This window comes from Thermanaerothrix sp., assembly GCF_056331585.1.
The window spans coordinates 101,605-128,345 of the sequence record NZ_JBWGPQ010000001.1; the positions used below are offsets into that span (position 1 = coordinate 101,605).

22 protein-coding genes are annotated in these 26,741 nt (G+C 49.4%); 9 read left to right on the plus strand and 13 right to left on the minus strand.

The genetic code is table 11. The annotated features are described in order from the left end of the window. Positions 1-60: 60 nt before the first annotated feature. On the minus strand, positions 61-765 hold the full coding sequence (locus AC01YT_RS00510; protein ID WP_476672125.1) for an RluA family pseudouridine synthase: 705 nt from the start codon (positions 763-765) through the stop codon (positions 61-63). 105 nt (positions 766-870) lie between these two features. Between AC01YT_RS00510 and AC01YT_RS00515 the strand changes: the two genes are divergently transcribed. Then, positions 871-1,179 (plus strand): antibiotic biosynthesis monooxygenase, encoded by a 309-nt coding sequence (locus tag AC01YT_RS00515; protein ID WP_476672127.1) that lies wholly within the window; start codon positions 871-873, stop codon positions 1,177-1,179. Further along, on the plus strand, positions 1,176-2,333 hold the full coding sequence (locus tag AC01YT_RS00520; protein WP_476672128.1) for an iron-containing alcohol dehydrogenase: 1,158 nt from the start codon (positions 1,176-1,178) through the stop codon (positions 2,331-2,333). The genes AC01YT_RS00515 and AC01YT_RS00520 overlap by 4 nt, the downstream gene beginning before the upstream one ends. 1 nt (position 2,334) lies before the next feature. Here the strand turns inward: AC01YT_RS00520 and AC01YT_RS00525 are convergent, their stop codons facing one another. Together AC01YT_RS00525 and pyk are read right to left on the minus strand one after the other, a co-directional pair. Continuing rightward, positions 2,335-3,177: a DegV family protein gene (locus tag AC01YT_RS00525; protein ID WP_476672129.1), complete on the minus strand. Its 843-nt coding sequence runs from the start codon at positions 3,175-3,177 to the stop codon at positions 2,335-2,337. Positions 3,178-3,214: 37 nt separating this feature from the next. After that, entirely contained in the window at positions 3,215-4,696 is a 1,482-nt protein-coding gene (gene pyk / locus AC01YT_RS00530; protein ID WP_476672130.1) for a pyruvate kinase, read from the minus strand. Positions 4,697-4,856: 160 nt separating this feature from the next. Here pyk and AC01YT_RS00535 point away from each other — a divergent pair, with 160 nt between their 5' ends. The 4 genes from AC01YT_RS00535 to AC01YT_RS00550 all read left to right on the plus strand — a co-directional run bounded on the left by AC01YT_RS00535 (position 4,857) and on the right by AC01YT_RS00550 (position 9,416). Further along, positions 4,857-6,104 (plus strand): radical SAM protein, encoded by a 1,248-nt coding sequence (locus AC01YT_RS00535; protein WP_476672131.1) that lies wholly within the window; start codon positions 4,857-4,859, stop codon positions 6,102-6,104. Positions 6,105-6,207: 103 nt separating this feature from the next. After that, a complete protein-coding gene (argF, locus tag AC01YT_RS00540; RefSeq protein ID WP_476672132.1) occupies positions 6,208-7,131 on the plus strand; it encodes an ornithine carbamoyltransferase in 924 nt (307 codons plus the stop codon). A 25-nt stretch (positions 7,132-7,156) separates the two neighbouring features. Continuing rightward, the gene (rocD, locus tag AC01YT_RS00545; protein WP_476672134.1) at positions 7,157-8,368 is read left to right on the plus strand and encodes an ornithine--oxo-acid transaminase; all 1,212 of its coding nucleotides are present in this window, start codon (positions 7,157-7,159) and stop codon (positions 8,366-8,368) included. A 115-nt stretch (positions 8,369-8,483) separates the two neighbouring features. Next, positions 8,484-9,416, plus strand: coding sequence for a DMT family transporter (locus tag AC01YT_RS00550; protein WP_476672136.1), 933 nt, complete (start codon positions 8,484-8,486; stop codon positions 9,414-9,416). Here the strand turns inward: AC01YT_RS00550 and malQ are convergent. The 5 genes from malQ to AC01YT_RS00575 are packed head-to-tail and all read right to left on the minus strand — an operon-like array spanning position 9,413 to position 15,978. Next, complete coding sequence (gene malQ / locus AC01YT_RS00555; protein ID WP_476672138.1) at positions 9,413-10,951, minus strand: 4-alpha-glucanotransferase; 1,539 nt, start codon at positions 10,949-10,951, stop codon at positions 9,413-9,415. The two genes, AC01YT_RS00550 and malQ, sit on opposite strands and share 4 nt — an antisense overlap. A gap of 27 nt (positions 10,952-10,978) precedes the next feature. Continuing rightward, the gene (locus tag AC01YT_RS00560) at positions 10,979-12,445 is read right to left on the minus strand and encodes a glycogen synthase (protein ID WP_476672140.1); all 1,467 of its coding nucleotides are present in this window, start codon (positions 12,443-12,445) and stop codon (positions 10,979-10,981) included. 10 nt (positions 12,446-12,455) lie between these two features. Beyond that, entirely contained in the window at positions 12,456-14,456 is a 2,001-nt protein-coding gene (locus AC01YT_RS00565) for an amidohydrolase family protein (protein ID WP_476672141.1), read from the minus strand. Positions 14,457-14,486: 30 nt separating this feature from the next. Beyond that, positions 14,487-15,650 (minus strand): competence/damage-inducible protein A, encoded by a 1,164-nt coding sequence (locus AC01YT_RS00570; RefSeq protein WP_476672143.1) that lies wholly within the window; start codon positions 15,648-15,650, stop codon positions 14,487-14,489. Continuing rightward, on the minus strand, positions 15,637-15,978 hold the full coding sequence (locus AC01YT_RS00575) for a hypothetical protein (RefSeq protein ID WP_476672145.1): 342 nt from the start codon (positions 15,976-15,978) through the stop codon (positions 15,637-15,639). Before AC01YT_RS00575 ends, AC01YT_RS00570 begins: the two co-directional genes overlap by 14 nt. 316 nt (positions 15,979-16,294) lie before the next feature. Here AC01YT_RS00575 and AC01YT_RS00580 point away from each other — a divergent pair, with 316 nt between their 5' ends. From AC01YT_RS00580 to AC01YT_RS00590, 3 genes are read left to right on the plus strand one after another with little or no spacing between them, the layout of a single operon-like run. Continuing rightward, positions 16,295-16,660: a YraN family protein gene (locus tag AC01YT_RS00580; protein ID WP_476672147.1), complete on the plus strand. Its 366-nt coding sequence runs from the start codon at positions 16,295-16,297 to the stop codon at positions 16,658-16,660. Beyond that, on the plus strand, positions 16,647-17,642 hold the full coding sequence (miaA, locus tag AC01YT_RS00585) for a tRNA (adenosine(37)-N6)-dimethylallyltransferase MiaA (protein ID WP_476672149.1): 996 nt from the start codon (positions 16,647-16,649) through the stop codon (positions 17,640-17,642). The genes AC01YT_RS00580 and miaA overlap by 14 nt, the downstream gene beginning before the upstream one ends. Before the next feature lie 7 nt (positions 17,643-17,649). Next, positions 17,650-19,332: a long-chain-fatty-acid--CoA ligase gene (locus tag AC01YT_RS00590; RefSeq protein ID WP_476672150.1), complete on the plus strand. Its 1,683-nt coding sequence runs from the start codon at positions 17,650-17,652 to the stop codon at positions 19,330-19,332. Between the two features lie 31 nt (positions 19,333-19,363). Here the strand turns inward: AC01YT_RS00590 and AC01YT_RS00595 are convergent, their stop codons facing one another. From AC01YT_RS00595 to secF, 5 genes are all read right to left on the minus strand, one after another. Beyond that, positions 19,364-21,484, minus strand: a complete 2,121-nt coding sequence (locus tag AC01YT_RS00595) for an acetate--CoA ligase family protein (protein WP_476672152.1) — start codon at positions 21,482-21,484, stop codon at positions 19,364-19,366. A 106-nt stretch (positions 21,485-21,590) separates the two neighbouring features. Further along, positions 21,591-22,571 (minus strand): 2-hydroxyacid dehydrogenase, encoded by a 981-nt coding sequence (locus AC01YT_RS00600; protein ID WP_476672153.1) that lies wholly within the window; start codon positions 22,569-22,571, stop codon positions 21,591-21,593. A gap of 5 nt (positions 22,572-22,576) precedes the next feature. Then, positions 22,577-24,469 carry a molecular chaperone HtpG gene (gene htpG, locus AC01YT_RS00605; protein WP_476672154.1) on the minus strand — a complete coding sequence of 631 codons (1,893 nt, stop codon included), beginning with the start codon at positions 24,467-24,469 and terminating at the stop codon, positions 22,577-22,579. Positions 24,470-24,561: 92 nt separating this feature from the next. Then, positions 24,562-25,596: an NAD-dependent epimerase/dehydratase family protein gene (locus AC01YT_RS00610; protein WP_476672156.1), complete on the minus strand. Its 1,035-nt coding sequence runs from the start codon at positions 25,594-25,596 to the stop codon at positions 24,562-24,564. A gap of 198 nt (positions 25,597-25,794) precedes the next feature. Beyond that, entirely contained in the window at positions 25,795-26,730 is a 936-nt protein-coding gene (gene secF, locus AC01YT_RS00615) for a protein translocase subunit SecF (protein WP_476672158.1), read from the minus strand. Positions 26,731-26,741 lie beyond the last annotated feature (11 nt).

Consider the following 26,741-nt stretch of genomic DNA (forward strand, 5'->3'; position numbering starts at 1 on the left):
GTAAATTTTCACGAGAGGACGAATAGCAACATCCCGGTTGACAATGGCCGGGATGTTGCTTTATTTACATCTAAGGATCTCGATCAGGGTTGAGAGGTCAGTAGGATACGATGCAACCACAGTAATCTCTCTGGAGGATTGGGAAGGGTGGCAAAAGGTCATAGCATACGCGTGAAGGGCAACCCGCTCAAAGTCAGGGGTATCAGTGGGTAAAGGAAATGAGGGATATCTTTCCGATATGGGATGGGGTTTATAACGTTTATCTCCAAGGATTTGAAGACCAATGCTCGTGAGGTGGGCGCGAATTTGGTGCGTGTAGCCACTTAAGGGCTGCGCTTCTACCAATGAAAATTCCCTTCCTAGAGAGCATAAATGGCGAAAAATCGTACGGGCTGGCTTACCACGAGAGAGGTCTACGACTGTGCGATGATGTCGGTCGCCATTTACCATAAGCGGGTAGTTGACCTCGATTTCTTCATGTGGCAAGCGACCAAAGGTGACAAGATGGTAAATTTTTTGCACTTGTCGTTGCTCGAATTGACCATTAAGAGCACGATGTGCCTGTGGGGTGCGTGCAAAGAGCAGGACGCCGCTTGTATCCCGATCCAAGCGATGGACGGTCCACAGCCGTCCAAATTCTTCTCTGAGAAGGTGAGTTAGAAAGGGTTTTTCGGGATCATAACCATCTGGGATGGTCAGGATTCCAGCGGGTTTATTAATGACCAATATGTCCTCATCGACGTAGAGGATCTCAATATGTTCCATTAGAGCGCCTCATCATTTACCTACCAAAATTTTATCAGACCCTCAACAGGACTCTGAGATAAAATTGTAGTGATGTTATATTCACAGCAGAGTCGGAGGTTGGCCATGCATATTGTTTTGGTCCATGTGCACGTCAAGGAAACAAGCGTTAACGATTTTATTCAAGTGACGCTAGAAAATGCCCGTCATAGTGTGCAAGAATCGGGGATTGTGCGATTTGATGTCCTGCAGCAAGTAGAAGATCCCACCCGTTTTGTTCTAGTTGAAGTCTATCGTCAACCTGAGGACCAGGCTAAACATCGGGAAACCACCCATTACCAAAAATGGCGCGACACTGTGGCTGATATGATGGTAGAACCTCGTCAAGGGGTTCGTTACCTTAACCTCTTCCCAAGCGATGAGGAATGGCAATGATGACCTTTGAGTTTGCCACAGCGCATCGCATTCGCTTTGGATGGGGTGTCTTTGAAGAAAGCGGTCGCATTGCCAGCATGCTGGGGAACGTTGCGTTTTTAGTCCGGGGCAAATATCACCCAGATCAGGATAGGTTGAGAGAACTTCTTCGTCAAAATCAGGTCTTATTTCACGAATTTATTGTTGATGGTGAACCCACGGTTGATTTGGTCAAGCAAGCCGTCGCCCAGGCTAAAGAGGTTGGTTGTAATTGTGTGATCGGTTTTGGTGGCGGTAGCGTTATCGATACGGCCAAAGCAGTTTCGGCAATGTTGACTAACCCGGGACAATTGGAAGATTATTTAGAAGTGATCGGCGCAGGTAAAACTTTAGAAGTACCGGCGGCACCATGCCTTGCGATTCCAACCACAGCTGGAACTGGCTCTGAGGTTACGCGTAACGCTGTTTTAGGGGTTCCTGATGTTGCGATCAAGGTGAGTTTACGTAGCCCTCTTATGTTGCCTGCCGTGGCTTTAGTGGATCCTGCTTTGACTCGTTCTGTACCCCCTTCAATTACGGCTTATACTGGCATGGATGCTTTGACCCAAGTCTTAGAACCCTATGTTTCTGTGCGTGCCAATGTGATGACGGATATGTTTTGCCGAGAAGGTTTACAACGAGTAAGTAAAGCGCTACCCGCTGCTTTCAAGGATGGTGCAGATCAAGAGGCGCGTAAAACAATGGCGTGGGTAAGTCTGTTGGGTGGCTTAGCCTTGGCCAATGCCGGTTTAGGGGCTGTGCATGGCCTGGCAGCTCCCATTGGTGGAATGTTTAAAGCACCACATGGGGCAATTTGTGCTCGCTTGCTACCACTAGTGGTGCGAACAAACCTCAAAGCCTTGCGGAATCGCCAGCCTGAAAACCCTGCGCTTGAGCGATATCGTGACATCGCGGGTTGGTTAACTCAGCGCCCAAATGCTCAACCTGAGGATGGGGTGGCATGGTTGGAGCAGATGGTCAGCCAATTCGGAATCCCCGGTCTGGGCACGTATGGAATGACGTGGCAAGATATCCCGGTGGTAGTGGAGCGAAGTCTCCGCGCCAGTAGTATGAAAGGAAACCCGATCCCACTGACATCGGATGAACTTACGGCGATTTTAGAAGACGCGTTGTGACTTATCCCTGAGTGAAGTAACTCACTGCCAGGACGCCGGGTCCCGCATGAACCAAGATCGCGGGTGGAAGATCGCAAATGGCGACTCGGCTCAATCCAAGATGGGTCTTAAACTCCTCGGCCAGCCTTTGAGCCTCTTCCAAGGCATCACCATGCATGATTGCAAGGTATGCCTCATCATTGTGCGGACAGTCTGCATAAACCAGTTCTTTTAACCGCTCAATTGCGCGGCGCTTAGTCCGCTGGGATTCAACCGGCTCGGTGCGACCATTCTTAAATTGGAGAATTGGCTTGATCTGAAGCAGGCTTCCCACCAGCATTTGCGCCCCTCCGATGCGGCCCCCTTTATGCAGGTATTCCAACGTATCTACTACAAAGTAAACCCGCTCTCGAGCCGCCCACTCTTTGACCTTCTGCACAATAGTATCAGCACCCATGCCCGATTGAGCCCATTGATGGGCTAAGCGTACTAAGGTGCCAAGACCTGCACCAATGGTTCGAGTATCCACGATGCGAATGTCAGCGTGAGGAAAATCTTGCGCAGCAACCTCAGCGCTACGATAGGTACCGCTTACCTCCGCTGATGGGGCGAGCACAATAATTGTGTTGCCGGGTTTAGCGTATTCCTGATAAATGGGGTAATACAGAGCTGGGGGTGGAGCTGCTGTTTTGGGGAGTACTGGAGAGGTTTTCAGCCGTTGCAAGAAAGTTTTGGAGTCCATTTCATAATCATCACGGTAGGTTTCGTTACCGATGACGATGATCTGAGGAATATAAGGAATGCCTAGTTGCTTGGCTTCTTCAGTAGGGATTGTTGAGGTGGTATCAGCAACAATAATAACCATATGGGATAATTCCTTTCATAAACCAAAGATAAGAAAATTATACCCGAGGATGAGAACGAATTGCGCCCCATTCCCCAATGGTATAGAGTAGCGCGAAATTAGGAGGGCGACGTAAGCCAACCGGAAAGCCGGTGATAACAACAACTTGTTGACCCGGTTGAATAGTGGTAGCAGAAAGAATGGCGGCTTCGAGACTAAGGATCATCCCCTCCACGGTTGAAGCGAAGGGAACCAAGAAGGGGGTAACGCCCCAGTACATCCCTAAACGGCGATAGGTCCGTTCTTCAGGGGTAAATGCCAGGATGGGTACCTCGGGACGAGATTTTGACATCAAAAGGGCGGTTTTCCCGGTTTGGGTGAATACTGCGATCCCGGCGGCTTTACGGTCGTGAGCCAGTTCTCGCGCTGCGCGCGTGATGGCAAAGGCATCTTCTTCACTGGCGTCGGTAGGGCTCGTGGTGTAATGTCCCCAGGTTTTGGCGTTCGCCTCGGCTTCACGGATAATGCTATCCATCATTTTTACACTTTCAACCGGGTATTTACCACTGGCTGTCTCACCTGATAACATCACAGCATCCGTCCCATCAAAGATGGCATTTGCCACATCTGAGGCTTCAGCGCGCGTGGGGCGTGGATTATTGATCATAGAGTCAAGCATTTGAGTAGCAGTGATCACGTATTTGGCATGACGATTGGCCATATCAATAATTCGTTTCTGGACAATCGGAACGCTAGAGGGCGAGGTTTCCACGCCCAAATCCCCCCGTGCAACCATGACCCCATCGGCTGCGTGCATGATTTCGTGCAGGTTTTCAATGGCTTGGGGACGCTCGAGTTTGGCAATAATAGGCGTGTCGGCTTTATCGGGGGCTATCTGACGAACGGCGTCACGTACGGTTTCAACGTCTTCTGCAGTGTGAACAAAGCTGATGGCTACTGCGTCAACCCCTGCTTGGAGACCAAATTCCAAGTCCGTGCGGTCTTTTTCGGTAAAGCAAGGAATTCCCAATGATACACCAGGCAGATTTACACCCTTATGGGAATATAGGATCCCTCCCAGAACAACTTCGGCCTCAATGATACCATCTTTGACGCCCAAGACCTCCAGTTCGAGGTGGCCGTCATCCAGCAAAATACGGTTGCCTTTTTTCACCGCTTGGGCAAGGTTGGGCACTTCCATAGGGATAAGAGTATGTTCACTGTAACGATAGGCAAAATCCCGTAGTTGTTCGCTTGGGGCCAGCAATATTCGTTCGCCCTCTTTAAGAGGAATGCCTTCTTTTGGCAAATCCCCCACCCGCATTTTAGGGCCTTGGAGATCCTGGAGAATGGCAATCGGTTTGTCTAACTCTTGAGAAATTCTACGAATAGTAGCGATTCGGGCGGCGTGTTCTTCGTGAGTGCCGTGGGAGAAATTAAGTCTAGCGACATCCAAGCCCGCTTCGATGAGGCGGCGTAGGATATCTTCGCTTTCAGATGCAGGACCAATTGTGCCTACGATTTTTGCTCTACGTTCCATGAAACCTCCTTAGTTGATTTAAGGATAACATTAATTTGGAATGGAGTGTGGAAGATTGGCAGAATTCGGGATGATGTTTGGCACTTATTCGATCCATAATGGATTCGATAAGATGATTAGAAGGATTGAATGTGTTTTCTTCCGCAAAGGGTGGTATCAAATGGCCAAATGGGGTTATGTGGATAATGAGGGACGTTTGGTCATACCCGATGAACTTGCTCGGGTGTATGGATTGAAACCCGGGGCGAAGTTTGTTGTTTCGGAAGAACAAACTGCGCTTCGCTTAAATCGTTCTGTCTGGCAATTGAACCGAATTTACTTAGAGGTCACCAATCAGTGTAACCTCTCATGTGCGATGTGCATAAGACGTACCTGGCATGAACCGGTTGGATTCATGAGCGAAGAGACCTTTACGCAACTAGAAACGGCCTTGCGGGATATTGAACCTAAGCCATCCGTTTGTTTGAGTGGATTGGGAGAACCCCTTTTTCATCCAAAGGTCGTCGAGTGGGTGCACCGGTTGAAGCAGGTCGGAGCAAGTGTTGAGATTATCACGAATGGCACATTGCTCTCACGTGAACGTTCAAAAAGGTTGATCGAGGCAGGATTAGATATCCTGTGGTTTTCACTAGATGCAGCTGATCCCGAGCAATATCGGGCAATTCGAAGCGGAGCGGTCTGGGAGCAAGCGATTGAAAATATCCAAAATTTTAAAGCGTTGCGGCCGCCCAGTCATAAACCCAGACCACAGATAGGTCTCGTATTCGTAGCGATGAAGAGCAATATCCACGAGTTGCCAGGGGTCTTGGAATTGGGGCGTAAATTAGGAGTGATTTACTTCATCGTCAGCAACGTGTACCCTTATTCGGCCGATTTGGATGAAGAACGATTATACGTTCATTCGCCTAAAAATATCGCCTATTTCAAGTCTCCGTGGATACCGGTGTTGCGATTTCCTAAGATGGATTTTGAAACGATGGAAGAAACTCAAAAAGGGCTGCATCTGGCGCTCAGCGGCCTTTGGAATCTCGAGTTTGGTGGCATAAATCTAAACCAGACCTGCGACCATTGCCCATTTATCGAGCGCGGTGCGGTTGTGATCGGCTGGGATGGATGGGTTAGCCCATGCTTGGTGCTTTTACGCTCGCACACCACTTATCTTCATGGAAAACCCAAATCAGTGCGGGCTTATCACGTAGGAAATTTGAACTCCTTGCCTTTGAAAGAAATTTGGGAATCTCCGGACTATGTGGCATTTCGTGAACGCGTACATGCTTTTTCCTTCTCTCCCTGCACATTTTGCGGAGGGTGTGATTTATCTGAGGCTAATGAAGAGGATTGTTTGCGTAATACCTTCCCTACTTGTGGAGGGTGTTTTTGGGCTCAGGGAGTTATTCAGTGTCCATGAGGGGTCTCAATTTTTACTTGATCTGTAACCCTGGAGAAGTCATTGTCGCCCATGATATACTTTGGACATAACCTCATCAATCCCATAATACTTGGAGTGAACCATGAAGCGAGATTTCATTCACGTTTCGGATTATTCTGCTACCGAGTTGCAAACCATACTGGATTTGGCCGTGCAACTCAAAAAAGAATGGCAAGCGGGTGGTAATCCGCCTTTGCTCAAAGGTAAAGTCTTGGGAATGATTTTTCAGAAACCGAGTCTACGGACACGGGTAAGTTTTGATATGGCCATGCGTCATTTGGGAGGCGATGCGCTTTATCTCTCTCCCAATGAGATCGGGTTGGGCCAGCGTGAATCAATAGCCGATGTCGCGCGCGTGCTCTCAGGATATGTGGATGCTATAATGGCACGAGTATTTGCTCATGACCATGTGCTGGAATTGGCTAAGTGGTCAACCGTGCCTGTTATCAATGGGCTGAGTGATTACAACCATCCCTGCCAAGCCATGGCCGACGCATTGACCATTCAGGAAGAGTTTGGCAGTTTGAAAGGACTTAATGTCACTTTTGTGGGCGATGGAAACAATGTAGCCGTTTCGTTGATGCATATTTGCACCAAATTAGGGGCAAATTTCACCATAGCCTGTCCAGAAGGGTATGATTTACCGCCTCAGGCGGTTGAACTGGCTCGTTTCTTCGCTTCAACCAGCGGGAGCCGCTTACGCTTCTTGCGAGATCCTCACGAAGCAGTGCGCGATGCTCACGTCATCTATACCGATACCTGGACCAGCATGGGACAAGAGGCTGAAGCCAAAAAGCGTGAGGCTGTATTCCCTCCTTACCAGGTCAATGCGGCTTTGGTCGCCGAAGCACGGCCCGATGTCATTGTGATGCACTGCTTGCCGGCCCACCGCGGGCAGGAATTGACGGACGAAGTAGCAGATGGACCGCACTCGCGCATTTTCCCTCAGGCGCATAATCGTTTACACGCTCAAAAGGCGATCTTGGTGAAGTTACTAGCGAGTTGAAATTGGAGTTTTAAGGGATAAAAATATGCTGACAAAAACTCAGGAATTAATCGAGTTAGAAGAACTGCATGGCGCTCATAATTACCATCCCCTGGATGTGGTGCTCACACGAGGTGAAGGGGTATGGGTATACGACGTGGAAGGAAAGCGCTATTTGGATTGCTTGAGTGCCTATTCTGCGCTCAACCAGGGGCACGTGCATCCGCGCATTCTTGAAGCGATGATTGAACAGGCTAAAAAGATTACCCTCACCTCGCGAGCGTTCCGAAATGATCAATTGCCCCTATTTTACAAAGAGATTACTGAGTTGACCGGCTACGAGATGGTGTTGCCCATGAATAGCGGTGCAGAAGCGGTTGAGACGGCGATCAAAGTTGCCCGAAAATGGGCGTACCAGGTCAAAGGGGTGCCACGTTATGAAGCCGAGATTATTGTGGCCGAGGGCAACTTTCATGGGCGCACCATTTCGGTTATTTCCTTCTCCACTGAACCACTTTACAAAAAGGACTTTGGTCCCTTTACCCCGGGTTTCGTGATCGTTCCTTTTGGTGATGCCGAGGCTATTGAACGGGTAATAACACCGAATACCGCGGCGGTATTGCTAGAGCCTATTCAAGGAGAGGGTGGAGTTAGAATTCCACCTGCAGGCTACTTGAAAGACGTTAGCCGCGTTTGTCGTTCTCATAATGTGCTTTTCATTGCCGATGAAATTCAAACAGGCTTGGGTCGAACCGGTAAGTTGTTCGCCTGCGATCATGAGGGGGTGCGTCCTGACATGATGATTGTGGGGAAGGCACTCTCAGGTGGTTTTTATCCCGTTTCAGCTGTGCTTGCCGATCGCGATATAATGGGTTTAATTCAACCCGGAGAGCATGGTTCTACGTTTGGCGGGAATCCGTTGGCGGCAGCGATTGCCCGCGCTGCTTTACGCGTAATTGTAGAAGAAGGCTTAATCGAAAATGCGGCGCAAATGGGGGAGTATTTCTTGGAACGATTGGCGGAAATCCCTCAACGGAATATCAAAGAGGTGCGTGGTAAGGGACTTTTGATCGGGGTAGAGATGAAGCATGAATTGGGCAACGTGCGGCGATATTGTGAAGCGTTGCGCGAACGAGGTATCCTGGTTAAGGACACTCATGAGCACGTCATTCGCTTTGCACCGCCTCTGATCATTAGCCGGGATATTATTGATTGGGCTTTGCCGCACATTCAAGATGTGCTCACGGCCGATTTTTGATTCATGAGAGACCGATCAGGAATGCTCCCGAGGAGGAAAACCGTCCTTGGGAGCATTTTTAAGATGGAATATTCCCAGAAATCTGAAGGAGATTCATCCTTGTGAGGCCTTTGGGTTGGAAAAGCACTCTCGGAAAATAATCCCTGTTTTTGTTCTTCTTCTAGGCATCTTGGCAATATCCACTGCCTCCATCCTGATTCGTTTCGCCCAGCACGAGGTGCCCTCATTAGTTATTGCCGCCTATCGTTTAGGCATTGCAACACTGCTTTTATTCCCCCTAGGGTGGAAACGCAAATACATCGCTAACCTCAAGCGCAAAGATTGGGTGTGGCTCGTTCTGGGTGGTTTTTTTCTGGCCTGTCATTTTGCGGCGTGGATCACCTCTTTGGAACATACCACTGTTGCCAGTTCGGTGGTGCTAGTAACCACGACGCCGCTTTGGGTGGCACTTCTGTCCCCTTTGGTTTTGCATGAGAAACCCGGTTCATCTGTCTGGTTAGGGTTGATTATGGCAATGGTGGGCGGCATTTGGATCGGCCTGCAAGGAAATTGCGCCTTTGAGAGGATGAGTATTTCCTGCCTTATGGGAGATTCGATCCAAAAACGAGATTACTTGGTGGGTAATCTCCTCGCCCTATCCGGGGCCCTTTTTGCTTCAGGTTATATGTTGGTAGGCCGGTATTTTCGTCCCCGAATCTCATTACTACCATATATTACGATCGTGTATGGCGTCGCAGCAGTGTGTTTACTGGGCTTTGTAGGGATCGCCCACCAACGTCTATGGCCTTATTCGGGGCAGGCCCTGATCATTTTAGGAGCGTTGGCGATCGGACCACAGATTTTGGGACATTCGGCCTTTAATTGGGCCCTGCGCTTTTTGCCGGCTTCTTTCGTAACCCTTGGTTTACTAGGTGAGCCGGTGGGAACGATGATTTTAGCCTCGTTATTTCTGGCAGAATTGCCTACCTGGGGGGAAGTTGTGGGAGGCGGGATCATTCTTACTGGAATTTACCTCGCCTCCCGTTCTACCCTTTCCACGCCAAATTAGTTAGGTTGAAGATCTACCTTCCCTGACGGTTGAGGCGAATTTTCGGAAGAATTACGGCGGAAAATGTAATTAATCTCCGCTAAACGTTCTGATAATGCAGGATTGAGGTCATTGTTTTTCATACGCCAGGTCCAATTCCCATAGGGGCGCCCTGGGTAGTTCATGCGTGCTTCGTTTCCCAAGTTAAGCACATCCTGCATTGGAGCAAGAGCCATAATGGCCACGGAAGACCAAATCGCTCGTATCATGTACCAAGCGATGTCGTGATCGGCACAAGCCAGATAACGGCGGGCGTAATCACGGGCTTTTTCGTCAACGCGGTTGTACCATCCGCGAGCGGTATCGTTATCGTGAGTACCGGTATAAGCCACACAGTTTTTCTCATAGTTATGAGGCAGGAAAGGATCCTCGGGCCCTCCCTCAAAACCAAACTGGAGGATCTTCATGCCCGGAAAGCCGAAGTGCTCCCGTAACGTGACAACGTCTGGGGTAATAACCCCCAGATCTTCGGCAATAAAGGGTAAGTCGCCGAGTGCTTTCTGCACGGCTTCAAAGAAGTGCAGACCAGGACCAGATACCCATTGTCCTTTCTCTGCCGTAGAGTTACCGGCGGGAACTTCCCAGTACGCTGCAAACCCACGGAAGTGATCCAAACGGATGATGTCAACAAGTTGAAGTGTAGAACGAATGCGTTCAATCCACCAGGAATACCCCCCTTGGGCGTGGTAATCCCAGCGATAAAGTGGATTACCCCATAACTGGCCGGTAGGAGAGAAATAGTCTGGTGGAACGCCAGCGACAACGGTTGGGTTTCCGGCTGTATCCAGGTAAAACAAATTGGGATTTGCCCACACATCACTGCTATCGTACGAGACAAAAATAGGAATATCTCCAATGATCTGGATTCCCTTACTGTGGGCGTAATCACGCAGAGCATTCCATTGCCGGAAGAATAAAAATTGAGAAAACTTAAAACTATCAATACGCCTGGAGTTTTTTTCCTTGAATTCCGTCAAAGCCTGAGAATGGCGTTGACGAAGTGCGGGATCCCATTTATTCCAAGGAGCGCCTTGGTGTGCAGTTTTCAAAGCCATGAAGAGTGCAAAATCATCTAACCAATAGGCCTGTTCATATTTGAACCTCTCGAATTCTTCCGCCCATGGAGCGGGGTTCTTTTCATATTCTTGAAAAGCACGGTCAAGCAGTCCCAACTTCCAGGGGATTACTTCACCGTAGTCTACAGCGTTTTCTGGAAATGCTGGTCGCTGGCTCAAGTCGTTTGTTTGGAGTAGTCCTTCTTCATATAGAAGAAACGGGCTGATAAGATATGGATTTCCGGCAAAGGCTGAAAAACATTGATAGGGTGAGTCTCCGTAACCGGTTGGGCCCAAAGGGAGCACTTGCCAGAGCGTGCACTGTGATTCGGCAAGAAAATCAATCCACTGGTAGGCTTCTGGGCCGAGGTCGCCGATTCCATATGGACCCGGCAGGCTGGTTGGGTGCAAAAGGATACCTGAGGCACGAGAAAATTCCATTGGTGATTCTCCATGTGCTGAACTGGGTTATGTATCGAGTAATTTCTGATAAAGCTCAAAATACGCCTGTGCGGACCGCTGCCAGGAAAAATCTTTCTGCATTGCCCGTTTTTGAATTTCCACCCAAAGATTGGGGTTGTGATAACAATTTAGTGCTTCCCGCAGTTTTTGAGCAAAGGCCTGAGGGGTAGGAACTGTGAAAAGAAAACCCGTTGAGCGCTGTAGGGTGGGGTCATCCTCAATAGTGTCTCTTAGGCCTCCGGTAGCACGGGCAACTGGAATGCATCCATAACGCATAGCAATCATTTGTGTTAACCCACAGGGTTCATAGCGCGATGGCATCAGCAAAATGTCACCCGCTGCATAGAGTTTGCGGGCTAATGTCACATCCAAGCGCGGGAAGAACCGGACCCGATCAGGATAGGTTTGCAAAAAGTCAGTACACATTTTTTCTAAGTTGATATCCCCGTGTCCTAGGATGATCAAATTCCATGGCTGATCAGGCAACAAGGCCAGGCCTTCCAAGGCAATGTCAATTCCTTTTTGCCGATCCAGACGGCTGACAATGATGAGCAATGGAACGTGATGTTCAGTATCCAATTGCACTTCACGCATTAAGACTTCTTTATTGTGTTGTCGTGCTACCAAATGCTGCCAATCATAGGGAACGGCTAGGGTGAAATCTTTGGCTGGGTTCCATTCTTCTTCATCCAAGCCATTTAGGATCCCACTCAGGTGGTCCTTGCGTCCTTGAAGGAATATCTCCAGCCCACAACCGAATTCGGGTGTCAGGATCTCTTGGGCATAGGTTGGAGAAACAGCATTGATGTGGTCAGCTGCCCAGAGCCCCATGGGAAGCGGAAGGGTCTGCGCCCATTCCGGTAACGCAGTAGACCGGGCAGGTGGGATTGAATAATAATCAAGCACAGGTTGAGCTTCTTGTCCCATGTAGGGCAAGTTGTGAATGGTCAGCAAAGACCGCACTTTTCTAAGGCTGGGGTGCGTGATTTGCTGCATTCGCAGCATGTAAACCGCTAAAGCCGTATGCCAGTCATTCGCATGAAGAATGGTTTCGCCCCACGTTGTGGCAAGGTATTGAGTCAGAGCGAGAGCGGCAAGGGAGAAGAAAACGTATTTATCCCCATCGGTTGTGCTACCAGTGTAAATGGGGGCATCCGGCGGAATTGGTGAACCGCTGATCAAGTAGAGAGGAACGCCTTGAAATTCGCTTTGGAATATGGTGGCGGGTAATGCTCTGCCATCGGCCGTTTCAATCTCGAACTCGGTGAATTTTTGAATGGAGTCCAGTTTTTGACCGATGTCCGCATGCATGGGAAGCACTAATCGAACATCGCATGATGAAGACGTTAAGCGCCGCAGAGCGCGTGGGAGCGAGCCGGCTACGTCAGCAAGCCCGCCGACCTTGATCAATGGTGCGGCTTCTGCGGCAAGGAAAAGTACCCGGACAAGACGAGATGAAGCCTGTTCTGGCATTGCGCTTTTATTAAGTGTGAGTTGAAGGGGCGTCTTGCAAAATCATCTCGATGTAATCCTGAGAGATGGTCTTTTCCGGCGAGGCACCCAGTAACTGGATCAAGTCTACCACCCGCTGGGATTTTTGTTCGGCGTCTTTGCGACTCCAAGTGCGGCTTTTGACCTCTAGGAAGTGGCCCAGAGGGGGGTGGGTCAAACTATCTACATTGACAAAGAATTCTGTGCCCTGAAAACGCACCAGATAGCGATAGCGTTCTTTCTCAATTTCAATCATTTGTTGGGGTTTGAAGTATTCGCGATAAAAGCGCAAACTGTGAGTGGCTGTGGCCAGGTAACGGCTGCGAGAAAGCAAAACTTGTTTCGCAAATTGCCCTTCGCGGCTAGGACCGATCAGGGTTAATCGTGTACGAACTCGGGAGACTCGTCCATCGGGCTCGACAAAGTGATCTTCGCGGAAGCGCAAGCGGCTGTTTTCCGGGGGAGCAAACAGGAAGTAGGTATCATATTCTTGGTAATGGCGTTGACGAAGAATTTCAATATTGGGATGACTTTCAATAATCTGGCGGATTAATGTGGGATCGTCAACAGCAACCTTTGCTTGCACCTCAAAGGATTCTTCCTCGGCGGTCTCTTCACCCAAAGCAAGCAGTTTAGAAAGCAGGGATTGTTCACGTTGGATGAGGAAGTAATCAATTCGTCGGGCATAGTCCTGGCTGGCGCGGATTAAATCGGCTTCGTTGATGCGTAGTAATTCACGATCGCGCATGAGCCAGCGGCCGTTGACCATCACATCGGTAACATCGGTGGATTTTGCCGCATAGACGATTTGGGCGTAGATCCCCTGAGAGTCGCGGCGAAACCGAGGGGAATTATGAATTGCGCGCAAATCCACGAGGATTAAATCAGCACGCTTACCGGGTTCGAGGGACCCAACCTGATCGCCGATATGCAAGGTTTTTGCTCCCAGCCGGGTTGCCATGGCTAAAGTTTGGCGGGCAGGTAGTGCTGTTGGATCACTACTGGCGCCTTTTGCCAGGAATGAGGCTAACCGAATTTCCTCAAACATGTCAAGGTCGTTATTAGAAGCGGGTCCATCCGTGCCGATTCCCACGTTAACGCCCAGTTCCAGCATGCGCTTCACTGGCGCGATACCGGAAGCCAGTTTCAAATTGGAAGAGGGGTTGTGTGCTACACCGGTGTTGTGATGCACCAAGGTACGAATCTCTCCTTCATCGACATGAACGCAGTGGGCCGCAATCACTTTTGCTTGAAGCACATTTTGCTTTTTGATATAAGGCACCACTGGCATTCCCTGCTCGAGGCGCATGTTTTCAACTTCTTGTTGGGTTTCTGAAACATGGATATGGAGAGGGACATCGAACTCCAGAGCCAGTTCGGCGGCGGCTTGCAGCATTTCCGCGGTGCAGGTATAAGGGGCATGAGGTCCAACGGCTGGTGTAATGAGGGGGTGCCCTTTCCAGCGCTGAATAAAATCACGGGTGTACGCTAGGGCCTCTTCAAAGGATTGAGCGTCGGGGGTGGGAAACTTTAAGACTGTTTCGGCACAAACGGCACGCATACCGATTTCTGCGGTCGTCCTTGCGACGTCATCCTCAAAGTAATACATATCGGCGAAGGTCGTAACACCACTCCGAATCATTTCAGCACAGGCGATTTGAGTACCCAGGCGGACAAAATCAGGCGATACGAATTCACGCTCAACAGGCATCATATAGCCCAGGAGCCAGACGTCCAGGCGTAAATCGTCGGCTAGTCCACGAAGCAGCGTCATCGGTACATGGGTGTGGGCGTTGATCAAGCCGGGCATTAGGACTTTACCCTGGCAATCTATCATTTGAAGTGTGGTATATTGATTTAAGATCTCGGTTTCTAAACCTACAGCCACAATAGTGTCGCCCCGGATGACGATGGCGCCGGGTTCGTAAATGTGGAAGGCTTCATCCATGGTAAGAATGATGGCATTTTTGAGGATCAAATCGGCGGCAGTCATAGATAATTGCTCTCCTGTGTGGGTATGAATTTAAATCGGGTTGGTGATCAGCACGCGACGGATGAAATCAAAGGCTGTATTGATTGCCCAAATTGAGCGGTTGGCAGGGGGACCACCAAAATAACGCTTATCCGAGATCATAATGGTTGGGGTTCTGGTTTGTAGTAACAATTCGGCGATAGGCCCATTCTCTTGCATAATTGCAACTAAGAACACATCGGCCAGATGATCAAATTGGGAGAGTTCTACCTCGATTGTGGGTTTTAACTCTAGACAGGGGGCTTGAACATCGGATATTGCAATATTTTCAAAGTGGCCGTTGATCAACATATTGGTCAGCGAGTTACTGTCAAAGCCATAGGTAAGTACGTGTAGTGACCAACATTTTTTATTTAGTAAATCGGCAACGGTCTGAACCAGTGTTTGTTCGTTCGTCCCATAGATAGAGTCACCTAAGAGGGGACGGATTTGGGCCGCGAGGTTCTCGAGCATTTGGTCGGCTTCGGCTTCGGTAGTGGCTTTGGCGGTCAGTCGAATATCCACCATTCCAGGGTGGGCGGCAAGCCCAACGGTGGGATTGATCGAGCGCTCAAAATCAGCCAACCATTCATCAATCTGAGATTCGGGAATTCCGGCGGTTCGGAGCACAAGCGTCTTGATGATTCCCTGTTGACCATAATGCTCTTTTAAGTAAGGGACTACTTTAGTATTCATGAGATATTCGAGTTCCTTTGGAACGCCAGGTAGACTGATGACAACACGTGAACCAATTTCGTAATAAAAGCCGGGTGCAGTTCCAACCGGGTTTTCAATGGGAACTGCTCCTTGGGGAATATAAGCCTGGCGACGGGCGTTTTCTCCGGGTTGGCGACCAAAGCGATGATAGCGTTCGGTGATTTGTTGCCAGAGTTCAGGTCTAAATTCCAGCGGCATCCCCAAAGCCATGGCTATAGCTTCACGGGTGGGGTCGTCAACGGTGGGCCCTAAACCACCGCTAGTGATCACGATATCCGCTCGTTGCAGAGCTTCGCCCACTGCATTGGCGATACGAATGACATTATCTCCCACCAAGGTGGCGCGGAACATGTCAATACCTAAATTTCGCAAGATGCGTGCAATGAGCTGGATATTGGAATCCCGTATCTCGCCTAGGAGCAACTCGGTACCAATGGCAATTACTTCAGCGTTCGTCATAACCTTCCGTTGACTTTAGTTGTTTCCCGATTATACCCACCATCCAAGCGTTGCGGGGAATAAAAAGGAAATTTTCGTGTTCAACCGCAAATTGATCTAATTGGTTGATGCCTTCGATGAGTTTAGACGGATCGGTCAAAATCAAAAAATTGTTATCTAACCAGGCTCTCAAAGTTTCACTGCGCGAAGAGGAATCACACATTAATACCAGCGAAGCAATTAGCGTAGGCTGAGAAAAGGATGCCACCAAACCATTTTCGATGGCCTTATCAGTACTATAAGTATCCCATATGCTGAGACCTATCGGATGTCCTTTGATCTTTTTCACAGATACGCTTCTCTGAAGATTAGCTAGTGTGGTGCGAACTTCAGAACACGATTGGTCACCACTCAATGGGGCGATAACACCAAAAAGTATGGTTTCGCCATGATAAATCACGTAACAGCCCGCAGGATCGTCACAAGGGGGTCCTGGTTTTACACACGCTACTAACATCAATAGAAAGAGCGATAGCAGAAAAGGCTGAATTGCGCGCATACGTTGTTCGCTATCTGAGTTTAGCATAGAATTCTGGTGTGGCAGAAACAAAAAGTGATTTTGAAATCCCGAATTGGCTGGGGTAAAATCATGGACGAGATTGCGAATGATATCCCATAATCGGGCTTTAGGCGCCTGGGGCGAACAACAGGCAATAGATTATTTAGCGGCTCGTGGGTTTGTGATGGTAGAAAGGAATTTTCACACACCTTATGGGGAAATTGATCTGATTGTAAAACGAGCTGATGACTTGGTTTTTGTGGAAGTCAAAACTCGATCTTCGGATACCTTTGGATGGCCGGAACTAGCCTTTACTAGGCAAAAACGAGCACATCTCCTTAATGCTGCATTATATTATCTGCAACAACACCCTGAGTTTGAGGGAAACTGGCGCGTGGATGTCATTGCAATTCGGCATTCTCGGGAGAAAGGATCCCCAGAAATAGTATGGATTGAAAATGTCGTGGCGTAAAATTCCCCGACCGCTTGTTGTTATTGTTGGGCCGACCGCGGTGGGCAAGACGGAGATTTCTATCCAGATTGCCGAGCGCTTAGATGCAGAGATTGTTTCGGCGGACTCGCGTCTCTTCTATCGAGGTATGGATATTGGCACGGCTAAACCTTCATTGGAGGAACGCCAGCGCGTTATTCATCATTTGATTGATGTTGCCGAACCAGACGAGGTGTGGAGTTTGGCGTTATACCAGCAAGAGGCTGCTCGAATTATTGAGGAGATTCATCAACGCGATAAGTTGCCCCTTTTGGTAGGTGGCACCGGTCAGTATGTGCGAGCGATCATCGAAGGTTGGGAGATCCCTCCTCAGGCACCCGATCACCGTTTACGAGAGACCTTGGAACGATGGGCAGAAGAGATTGGTGTTGAGGAATTGCACCGGAAATTAAAACTCCTTGACCCGGTTGCAGCTCAGGCCATTGATCCACGCAACATCCGACGCACAGTCCGTGCCCTCGAGGTTATCTTGGGAACAGGAAAGCGATTTTCAGAACAACGGCGGCGTGGAAAGGTGCCCTATTCCTTGCTGATCGTGGGGTTAAAGCGTCCGCGTACGGAACTCTATCAAAGGATAGACGAACGGATAGAGAAAATGATTCATGAAGGGTTGGTTGAGGAAGTTAAGGCATTGCTGGCTAAGGGTTATTCGCCTGAATTGCCGCCGCTTACTGCAATTGGGTACCATGAAATTATTCGCTACTTGCAAGGTGAAATAACCTTGGATGAAGCAATTACCCTGATGAAAAGGCGAACACGTGATTTCGTGCGCCGACAAGCCACTTGGTTTCGTGAAGATGACTCCCGGATTCATTGGCTTGAGGTCAATCAGGGGACAGTAAATGAGATTTTGGCCTTGGTTGAAGATAAAACGGCGTGGCTAACTTACTCAGAGGAGAGTGGAGCCGCACTCCAATCTCAGGACACAGAAAAAAGGGGGTAGGGCTACTATGGAAAGACCCTGGTTAAATTACTACGATCCAGGCGTACCTCATACGATCCATTATCCTCAAGTTGCTTTACCGTGGTTTTTAGACCAAGCAGCTCAGCACTATCCTTCGCGGGCTTGCACCATCTATCGCGACCGAACCCTTTCCTACGCTCAGGTGGACGCACTAAGCACCCATTTATCGCGATGGCTGTGCGCCTTAGGGCTTCGGAAGGGGGATCGGGTTGGGGTTGTGTTATCCAATTCACCCCAGTTTGTGATTACCTTCTATGCCGTTCTTAAGGCCGGTGGTATTGTGGTGGCATTAAACCCAGCATATCGAGAACGTGAACTGGCCTACCCAATAACTGATGCGGGAATTCGAATGGTGGTGGGGTTACGGCAACTGGCTGGGGTATTTACAGCTCTGGCGGATTACACGCCGCTGGAATGCTGGATTTTAACCGATGACGAAGATTTAGACCCTTTGGAGAGATGGGCACAACCCCTGAAAAGCAAGCAAGCGACGATAGAAGGGCGGCGTGAATTACATCTTTCTGAACTACTTGGAATTCATCCGGGCAATGCTGTCCTCTTGCCGTTGTTGAACTTGGAGGATGCTGCGGTTTTTCAATATAGTGGAGGTACTACCGGAATTCCCAAGGCTGCCATTGGGTTACATCGTAATTTGGTCGCTAACACATTGCAGTTTCGACATTGGCTGGTAGGATTGCGCGATGGGGAAGAGGTGGTTCTAGCCGCCATCCCACTATTTCACGTCTATGGCATGGTGATTGCGATGAGTGTGGGAATTGCCTTAGGCGCAAGCCTGGTGTTGGTTCCGGATGCGCGAGATACCGAGACTGTTATTTATAACATCCAAAAGTATTGCGCGACACTCTTCCCCGGTGTACCATCCTTGTATCAAGCCATCAATCGCCATCCCCAAGTGTTGGCAGGTAAGGTAAACCTTTCTTCGGTGAAGGCGTGCATTTCAGGTTCTGCACCGCTGCTCCGTGAGACCAAGTTGGAGTTCGAAAGGTTAACCGGCGGAAGAGTAATGGAGGGTTATGGATTGTCCGAGGCACCAACTGCCACGCATTGTAATCCAATGCAAGGCGAGAATCGAATCGGTTCTATTGGCCTGCCTCTCCCGGATGTGGACTGCCGAATTGTCAATGTAGAAGATGGAACCACACTGTGTCCGGTGGGGGAACCAGGTGAGTTGATCATCCGTGGGCCACAGGTCATGCTAGGATACCATCAACGTCCTGAAGAGACAGCGCTTACATTGCGTGATGGCTGGTTATATACGGGTGACATTGCTTACATGGATGCAGAGGGTTATTTCTACTTGGTAGACCGAAAGAAAGATTTGATAAAAGTGGGGGGATTTCAGGTCTGGCCACGTGAAATTGAGGAAGTACTCTCAGCTCACCCCGGGGTAAAAGAGGTTGCTGTCGCGGGTGTGCCTCATCCTCAGAAAGGAGAAATGGTTAAGGCTTGGGTTGTACTAAACCCCAGAATAAGTTTAAAGGCTGAGGATTTAAAACGTTGGTGTTCGGGCCATCTTGTACGATATAAGGTGCCGGAGGAGATTGAATTTGTGGATATTTTGCCACGCACTGCTGTGGGAAAGGTTTTGCGTCGCGAATTGGTGCGTATGGAGGTGGAAAAAAGGCAGAAGAACAGCGAGGCCGGTTAACTCACCGGCCTCGCCTTTTCTAAAGCAACTTTTACTTCAACGGTTTTTTCTTGAGAATTATCCGTGCATCTACAACTTTAACCCCCTTACCAATCTCATAAATCAGTACAGGATTGGCGTCTGATTCACTTACCTCGTCAGCGAGGTCGAGAATCATGGTCGCATAACGGCAAATGGTTTCGGCCAATGCCTGGCGATCACGCGGCCCTTCACCACGAACCCCTGCCAGAACCGGGGCGCCACGGATTTCATCCAACATACGTTGAGCCTGGGTTGCCGAAACTGGTGCAACGCGAAAAGTTACATCTTTGAGCACCTCGACAAAGATCCCACCCAAACCAAACATAACCGTGGGGCCGAAGGTGGGATCATTCACCGAACCCAAAATTACTTCAGTACCCCAGGGAGCCATTTCCTGCACTGCAATCCCGTGAATACGTGCATCGGGCTTGTAGGATTTGGCATTGTTCAATATGGTGCGGTATGCTTCGCGCACTCCCACATCGTCTTTAATGTTGACCTTTACTCCGCCAGCATCCGATTTATGAATAATGTCGGGTGAAACGATCTTCATTACAACCGGGTAGCCGATTTCATGAGCAATTTGTATGGCTTCCTGCTCACTGGTTGCCAGGCGGGTTTCTGCTACCGGGAGATTGTAGGCTGCAAATACTTCTTTCGCTTCGATTTCAGTGAGAACATCACGCCCTTCGGCTCGAGCATGGGCGATGATCTGGCGGGCACGCTCTGGGTTGTTAGCATCGCATGTGGCGAAGTTTTCGCTTAGCGTTTCCTTCATACGCGCGAATTCACGTAGTGCTGCTAAGGCATTTACGGCAATATCCGGGGCCCCATAGGCAGGAATGCCGTGTTCGACTAACCAGCGCATGGCATCTTCGGAACGTTCCCCACCAACAAATGAGACGGCGACGGGTTTGTCGGTAACGCGGCTTTCGTCTACCGCTCGGCGGATACTTTCGGCAATTTCTTGGGGATTGGTCATCGCGGTTTCGCAGTAGAGAACGACCAAACCATCCACCCAGGAATGAGGAAGAGCGTGGCGAATGGCATCGAAATACCAATCAGCGCCGGCCATTCCGGTAAGATCTACTGGATTCTTGGGCGAACCAAATTCGGGCATGTATTGACGCAATTCATTCTGAAGATCCGCTGGTGCAAATTGTAAAGGTAAGCCGTATTTTTCAGCGGCGTCGGTGGCTAGAACGCCTACCCCACCACCGTTGGTGATAATCAAAAGATGATCGCCACGCATTGGAGGCTGTAGAGAGAGGGCAAGTGTGCGATCAAAGAGATTGTCCAAGTCGCTGGCCTGGACAACACCGGCCTGCTGGAAGGCGGCGCCGTAAACCCGAGCGGCGCCAGCCAAGGAGCCGGTGTGCGAAGCCGCAGCAGCGGCGCCATGTGCGGACACCCCTGCTTTCAGAGCAATAATTGGCTTACGAGCATTTCGGGCGGCTTCAATAAAACGACGTCCTTCTTTGAAACCCTCAATATATAGGGAAATACAAGAGGTGTTCTCGTCCTGGTCCAGCCAGGTAATCAAGTCGGCAAAATCAACGTCCGACATGTTTCCGATTGAGATCAATTTATCGAACCCAACGCGGCGAATAAACGTCGCGGCGTCAATTGCGATCAGTAATGCCCCACTCTGGGAGACTAAGGAGGCTTTGCCGGGAAGAGGAAGGAAGGGGGCAAAAGAGCCGTTAAAACGGTCGGTATTACTGAGAACGCCTACGATATTGGGCCCAAGTATGCGCATCCCGTAGCGGTGGGCTGTTGCGACGAGGGCTTGTTCCAGGTCTTTTTGGCCAATCTCGCTGAAACCTGACGTGATAATGATCAACCCCTTGACCCCTTTTTGTCCACATTCCTCAACCGCAGGGAGTACGGCCTTTGCCGGAATGGTGATAATGGCAGCATCGACGAAGTCGGGAATTGAGGTAACATTGGGATAGACCTTGAGTCCAAGGAGTTCTGAGGCGTTAGGGTTGACAGGATAAATGCGCCCAGAAAACCCCCCCTCAATCAGATTTTTAACAACGGTGTAACCAATCTTTCCGGGTTGCGTAGAAGCGCCGATAACCGCCACACTGCGCGGACGTATTAAGCTAGTTAAGACGTCTTGGGTCACGATAGTCCTCCCATTTCTGAAGTCGTAAACATGCCGAATTTTAACCGCATTTGGTCTGAACAAATGTACCGATTTGGTGGGTCATTTATCACAAATGAGGGATAAGTCACTGATAAACCTCGGGGTTAACGCAATAGGGGATGGGTTTACCTGCTAGTGCCGCAACAACATTATCCACTGCCATGAAAGCCATACGACGCCGAGTTTCGCGGCTTGCGCTGGCGATGTGCGGGGTAAGGACGACATTTTCCATGAATAGTAATGGATGGTTGGGGGGTATCGGTTCAGGGTCAAACACGTCTAACGCAGCGGCGGCAATGACTTTGTTTTGTAAGGCCCACACCAGTGCCTCTGAATCCACAACGGCGCCGCGTGAGGTGTTGACCAAGATTGCCCATGGTTTCATTGAGGATAATCGCTCACGATTTACCAAATGGTATGCCGCTGGTGTATAGTTCAAGTGCAAGCTGAGGATGTCAGAAAAGCGGAAGGTATCCTCGAGAGATACATAACTGGCGCCAAGTTCTTGCTCGGCGTCTGGTTTGCGCTGTCTACTATGATATATAATGCGCATATTAAAACCTTTGGCACGCCGCGCAACGGCTTGACCAATGCGCCCGAACCCAATGATGCCTAAAGTAGCGCCATAGACATCAAAGCCGGTAAGTACATCGGGGCCCCAAGGTTTCCAGATACCCCGTCGAACCTGGCGGTCTGCTTCAACAACACGACGAGCGGCAGCGAGGATAAGCGCCCAGGCGAAGTCTGCGGTCGTTTCGGTGAGCACACCTGGGGTATGACCCACGGGGATTTTTCGTTCTGTTGCCCTTGCGACATCTATGTTGTCAAAGCCAACCGCCATTTGACTGATGACCTTTAATCTAGGCGAGGCGGCTTTGATAACTTCGGCGTTAATCGGATCGGTGAGCATGGTGATAATCCCATCGACATGAGCGATCTTATCTAACAGCACACCTAACGGGGGAGGGTCTTCCTGGGGCCATACTTTCACATCAGCCACTTCCTGCAAGCGCGCGATGGCATCAGTAGCGATTTGTCGGGTAATAAAAACCAGCGGTTTTGTCATCTGAATTACTCCTGCTGGTGTTTTGCTTTGAGAGCATGAAGAAGGATCTCATATTGGCGTTTGACCATGTCATTAGGATTAGGATGGAGACCTTCCAGCATTAGCATACCCTCGTAAATTTGTTCCACACCTAAACGGAATAGTGGATCGGTCTCAGGGAGAGTATTTAGATAGTGGATGAGCGGATGAAAAGGATTGATCTCTAAGACCAATTGAGGGACGGACTGATCAGAATTCAGCAGGCGGTAGAGGCGTTGGAGTTCTTGAGGTGGATCACCCCGCCTCCCGACCAGACGTGCGGGTGATTCGTCCAAGCGTTGGGTTGTGCGGACATCGGCAACCCGGTCACCAAGGATGGATTTAATTCGCGAGATCAAGCGCGCTTCATCTTCAGCGGAAAGTGAGGTTTTTTCAGTTTCTTGCGCTTCAGAGGTTTTATCCAGTGGTGATAGTTCTTCGGTGGCTGCGTTGGCAATTTCAAGGTTTTGGTATTTCTTGAGGCGAAGCATCATAAGGGGATCCATTGGGTCGGTCAACAACAGCACATCGTAATGGTGACGGCGATAAATCTCGAGATGAGGACTGGTGAGCGCACTTCCGACCGAATCACTAATCAGGTAATAGATTTTATTTTGACGGGCGGGCATGGTGAGGATGTAGTCATCTAAAGAAAGCCACTGATCCGGCTTGTAGAGTGTGGGAAAGCGGAGCAGTGGGGTGAGCAATTCACCGAATTCCTCATCGGTCGCAATGCCTTCGCGGATGTAACGACCGAAACGTTGCCAAAAAGTGATGTAATCTGCCGGTTTTTCCTTGGCCCAGTTTTTCAGGGCTTCGATAAGGCGGGTAGTAAGGATGCGTTTCAATTGGGCTAAGAGACGTGTGGCTTGCACTGACTCGCGAGACACATTGAGTGGTAAATCCTCGGAGTCAACTACACCATCCACGAAGCGCAAAAACGAGGGAAGTAGATCGCGATTGTACTCTTGAATCAAGACCTTGCGGGCATATAACTTCAAGCCTTCCTCCTTGCGGGCGCTTAACAAGCCGCGCTCAGGTGAGGCTGGAATATACAGAAGGGCGTAAACTTGGACCGGTGCATCAATGATCAGGTGCAAATGGAAAAGCGGCGGTTGGAAATCCAACGTAAGTTGTTTGTAGAAGAACTCGTAGTCTTCAGGCTTGATCTCTTTTGCGGGTTGACGCCAAAGAGCACTTTGACGGTTGACGGGTTGTTGGTCGTCCCCAAGATATATTGGATAGGGAATATATTCGGAGTGCTTTTTGATGATTTCACGCAAGCGAACGTTCTGGGTAAACTCATTCGCGTCTTCCTTCAGGTAAAGGATAACTTCCGTTCCGCGGTTGGTTTTCTCGGCGGGTTCGACTTGGAATGTCTCTTGTCCTCTTGAATACCAACGGGCTGCTGAGGCATTAGGTTGGTAAGAGCATGAAATCACTTCTATCTGATCGGCAACCATAAAGGCTGAATAAAAACCAACTCCGAATTGACCAATGATATCATTAGGATTAGCCTGCGTCTCCTTAACAGCCTGGATAAAGGCCCGCGCTCCTGAGCGGGCGATTGTTCCCAGATTTTCGATCATCTCCTCGGCGGTCATGCCAATGCCGGTATCAATAATGCGCAGAATCCTTTTCTCAGGCTCTGGGATGATGGTGATTTTTAATTCGATCTCGGGGTCAACTACCTCGCGCTCGGTCAAGAGGATGAATTGCATCCGTGTTAGGGCATCGGCGGCGTTGGAAATTAGTTCGCGTAAGAAGACTTCACGTTCCGTGTAAAGTGAATGAATCAAGATGTCGAGCAGTTGTTGCGTCTCAGCTTTAAATGTTAGGGTTTGGCTTTGAAGGTTGGCCTCATGAGTTGATTCGACCATTGTTTTACCTCCGATCACATGATTGAGGTGTTAACAACGGTAAAATTCATAGTCTGACCAAGAGTAAGCCTATATGTCCAGGAATAGAGGGGTTATCTGACTTGGCGTGTCATTTCGTACCGCTGGCGTACCGCTGGTATCAAATACTCTGAAAAGGCGCGTTCCAAATCATAGTCGGGTTGCCAGCCCCAATCTTGGCGGGCTGCGGAGTCGTCTACATCTTCTGGCCAGGAATCAACGATTTTCTGACGGTTGGGATGGGGGTCGAAAGTGATCTCGGCTTCTGGAAAGGCTTTTTTGACAATCTGATAAAATTCTTCAGCACTAATGCTAAAACTAGTAACGTTATAGACATATTGGCTGAGGGCACTGCGCGGAGCGGCCTCTAACTGAAGCAAAGCCTTAATGGCATCGGGCATTGCCATAAAGGGCAGGCGTGTATCAGGGCGCACAAAGCACTTATAAGGGAGCCCTTGAGCGGCATGATGGAGCATTTCGGGGCCATAATCGCTCGTGCCTCCGGTCGGGATAGTAACTGCGCTGATTAACCCCGGGAAGCGAATACTGCGGAAATCCACGCTACTTTGCCCATAATCCGCTGCTAATTGACGGTAGTAACGAGCATAGTACCGCCCGAGGTGTTCACAATAAAGCTTATTGCAGCCATACATGGTGGTGGGTTCAAGCCAGTTGTATTCCTTTACTTTTCCAGCACAGCATTTGGTCTCGAGATCAGGGAGACCGTAGACGGCAATGGAACTAGGATAAAGGAATTTTACCGGCTTGCCTTGCCATTGGGACTGCTCCACCGCCAGCCGCAGCAGGTTCAAAGTCCCCTCGACGTTTACTCGATGAGCTGCTTCAGGGTTGTATTCGGCCTTCGTAGAAAGGATGGAGGCTAGATGATAAATGGTGCGTATCTCAAACTCAGCCACTAAACGGCCAAGAAGCATCGTATCTAAGATATCCCCTTGAATTGCACGCAAGCAGTAAGGCTTAAGGTGATCATCCAGGGGTTGAACATCCAGGGCGATAATGTCGTAAGTGCCTTGCTGTCCAAGATACTGAATAAGGCCATGGCCCATCTCGCCATTGGCACCTGTGATCAAAACCACCTCTTTGCGCATGGAACATCCTCTCCTCTCAAGAGTTATCTTCGAATGGATAAATTGGCCGTTTCCCAACGGCAATATAATTGTAGCCATCTTATAGCGTGTCGTCATTCGCCAGATTTCTTGACTTTTGTTGATAATTGACACCATTCGGAAACAAAAAGCCGGCGGCCAGAACCCTAGCCACCGGCTTTCGTTGATGAGGTGGAATGGTTAGGCAGTAGCCTGCCGCTTAAACCACGTCTTCCACTCTTGATTCTCCCATACCACTAGGATAGGAGCAGCAACAAAGATCGAAGAATACGTACCGCTGAATAACCCAACCAATAAAATGACCGCGAATTCGCGTAAGGTAACACCTCCAAAGAGCGCCAACGAGAGCAGCATAAATTCAACCGTCATCAATTGGGTGTTAATGGAGCGTTGGAGGGTCTGAATGATCGAGTGATTGGCAAGTTTCTCAAAAGGCAATTTGCGGTAAATGCTGCTGTTCTCACGAATGCGGTCAAATACCACGATTTTATCCTGGGTTGAGAATCCAACTACGGTAAGCAACGCCGTTAAGAAAAGCGAGTCCATTTGCCAACCGAAGAGGATACTGCCGATTCCAACTAAGCTGAACACGACCAGGATGTCGTGAATCATGGCGATAATAGCACATACCCCATAACGGAAAGCATGGGGGATACCGCGGAATGCATAGGTGATGTACAAGACAACAGCCAAGGCCGCTACGGCTACAGCTAGCGCTGCTCGTTCGGTCACTTGTTGAGCAATCACCGGGCCCACACTATCAAATCGGTTGACGACGATATCCGGGGCGTTGAACCGTTCTTGCATGGTTTGAACAATTTTGATTTTCGTCTCATCATCTATGAAAGGAGAACGAATAACTAGAAGATCACGTTGGCCACTAGGGCTGAGCGCTGTTTGAACTTGTACTTCTTTGAATCCGAGTTCGGTGTAGAGATTGACCACCGATTCGGTGTCTGGCAAATTACCGCTGGGAAATCGCAATTCCAATATGGAGCCACCCTTGAAGTCAATGGCTAAAGGGAGACCATTAACAACGAGGATGATTAACCCTGGGATAATGACCAGGAGAGAGAGGGCAAAGAAAAGATAGCGTTTTCCAAGAATATCTAACATGGGGACTCCTT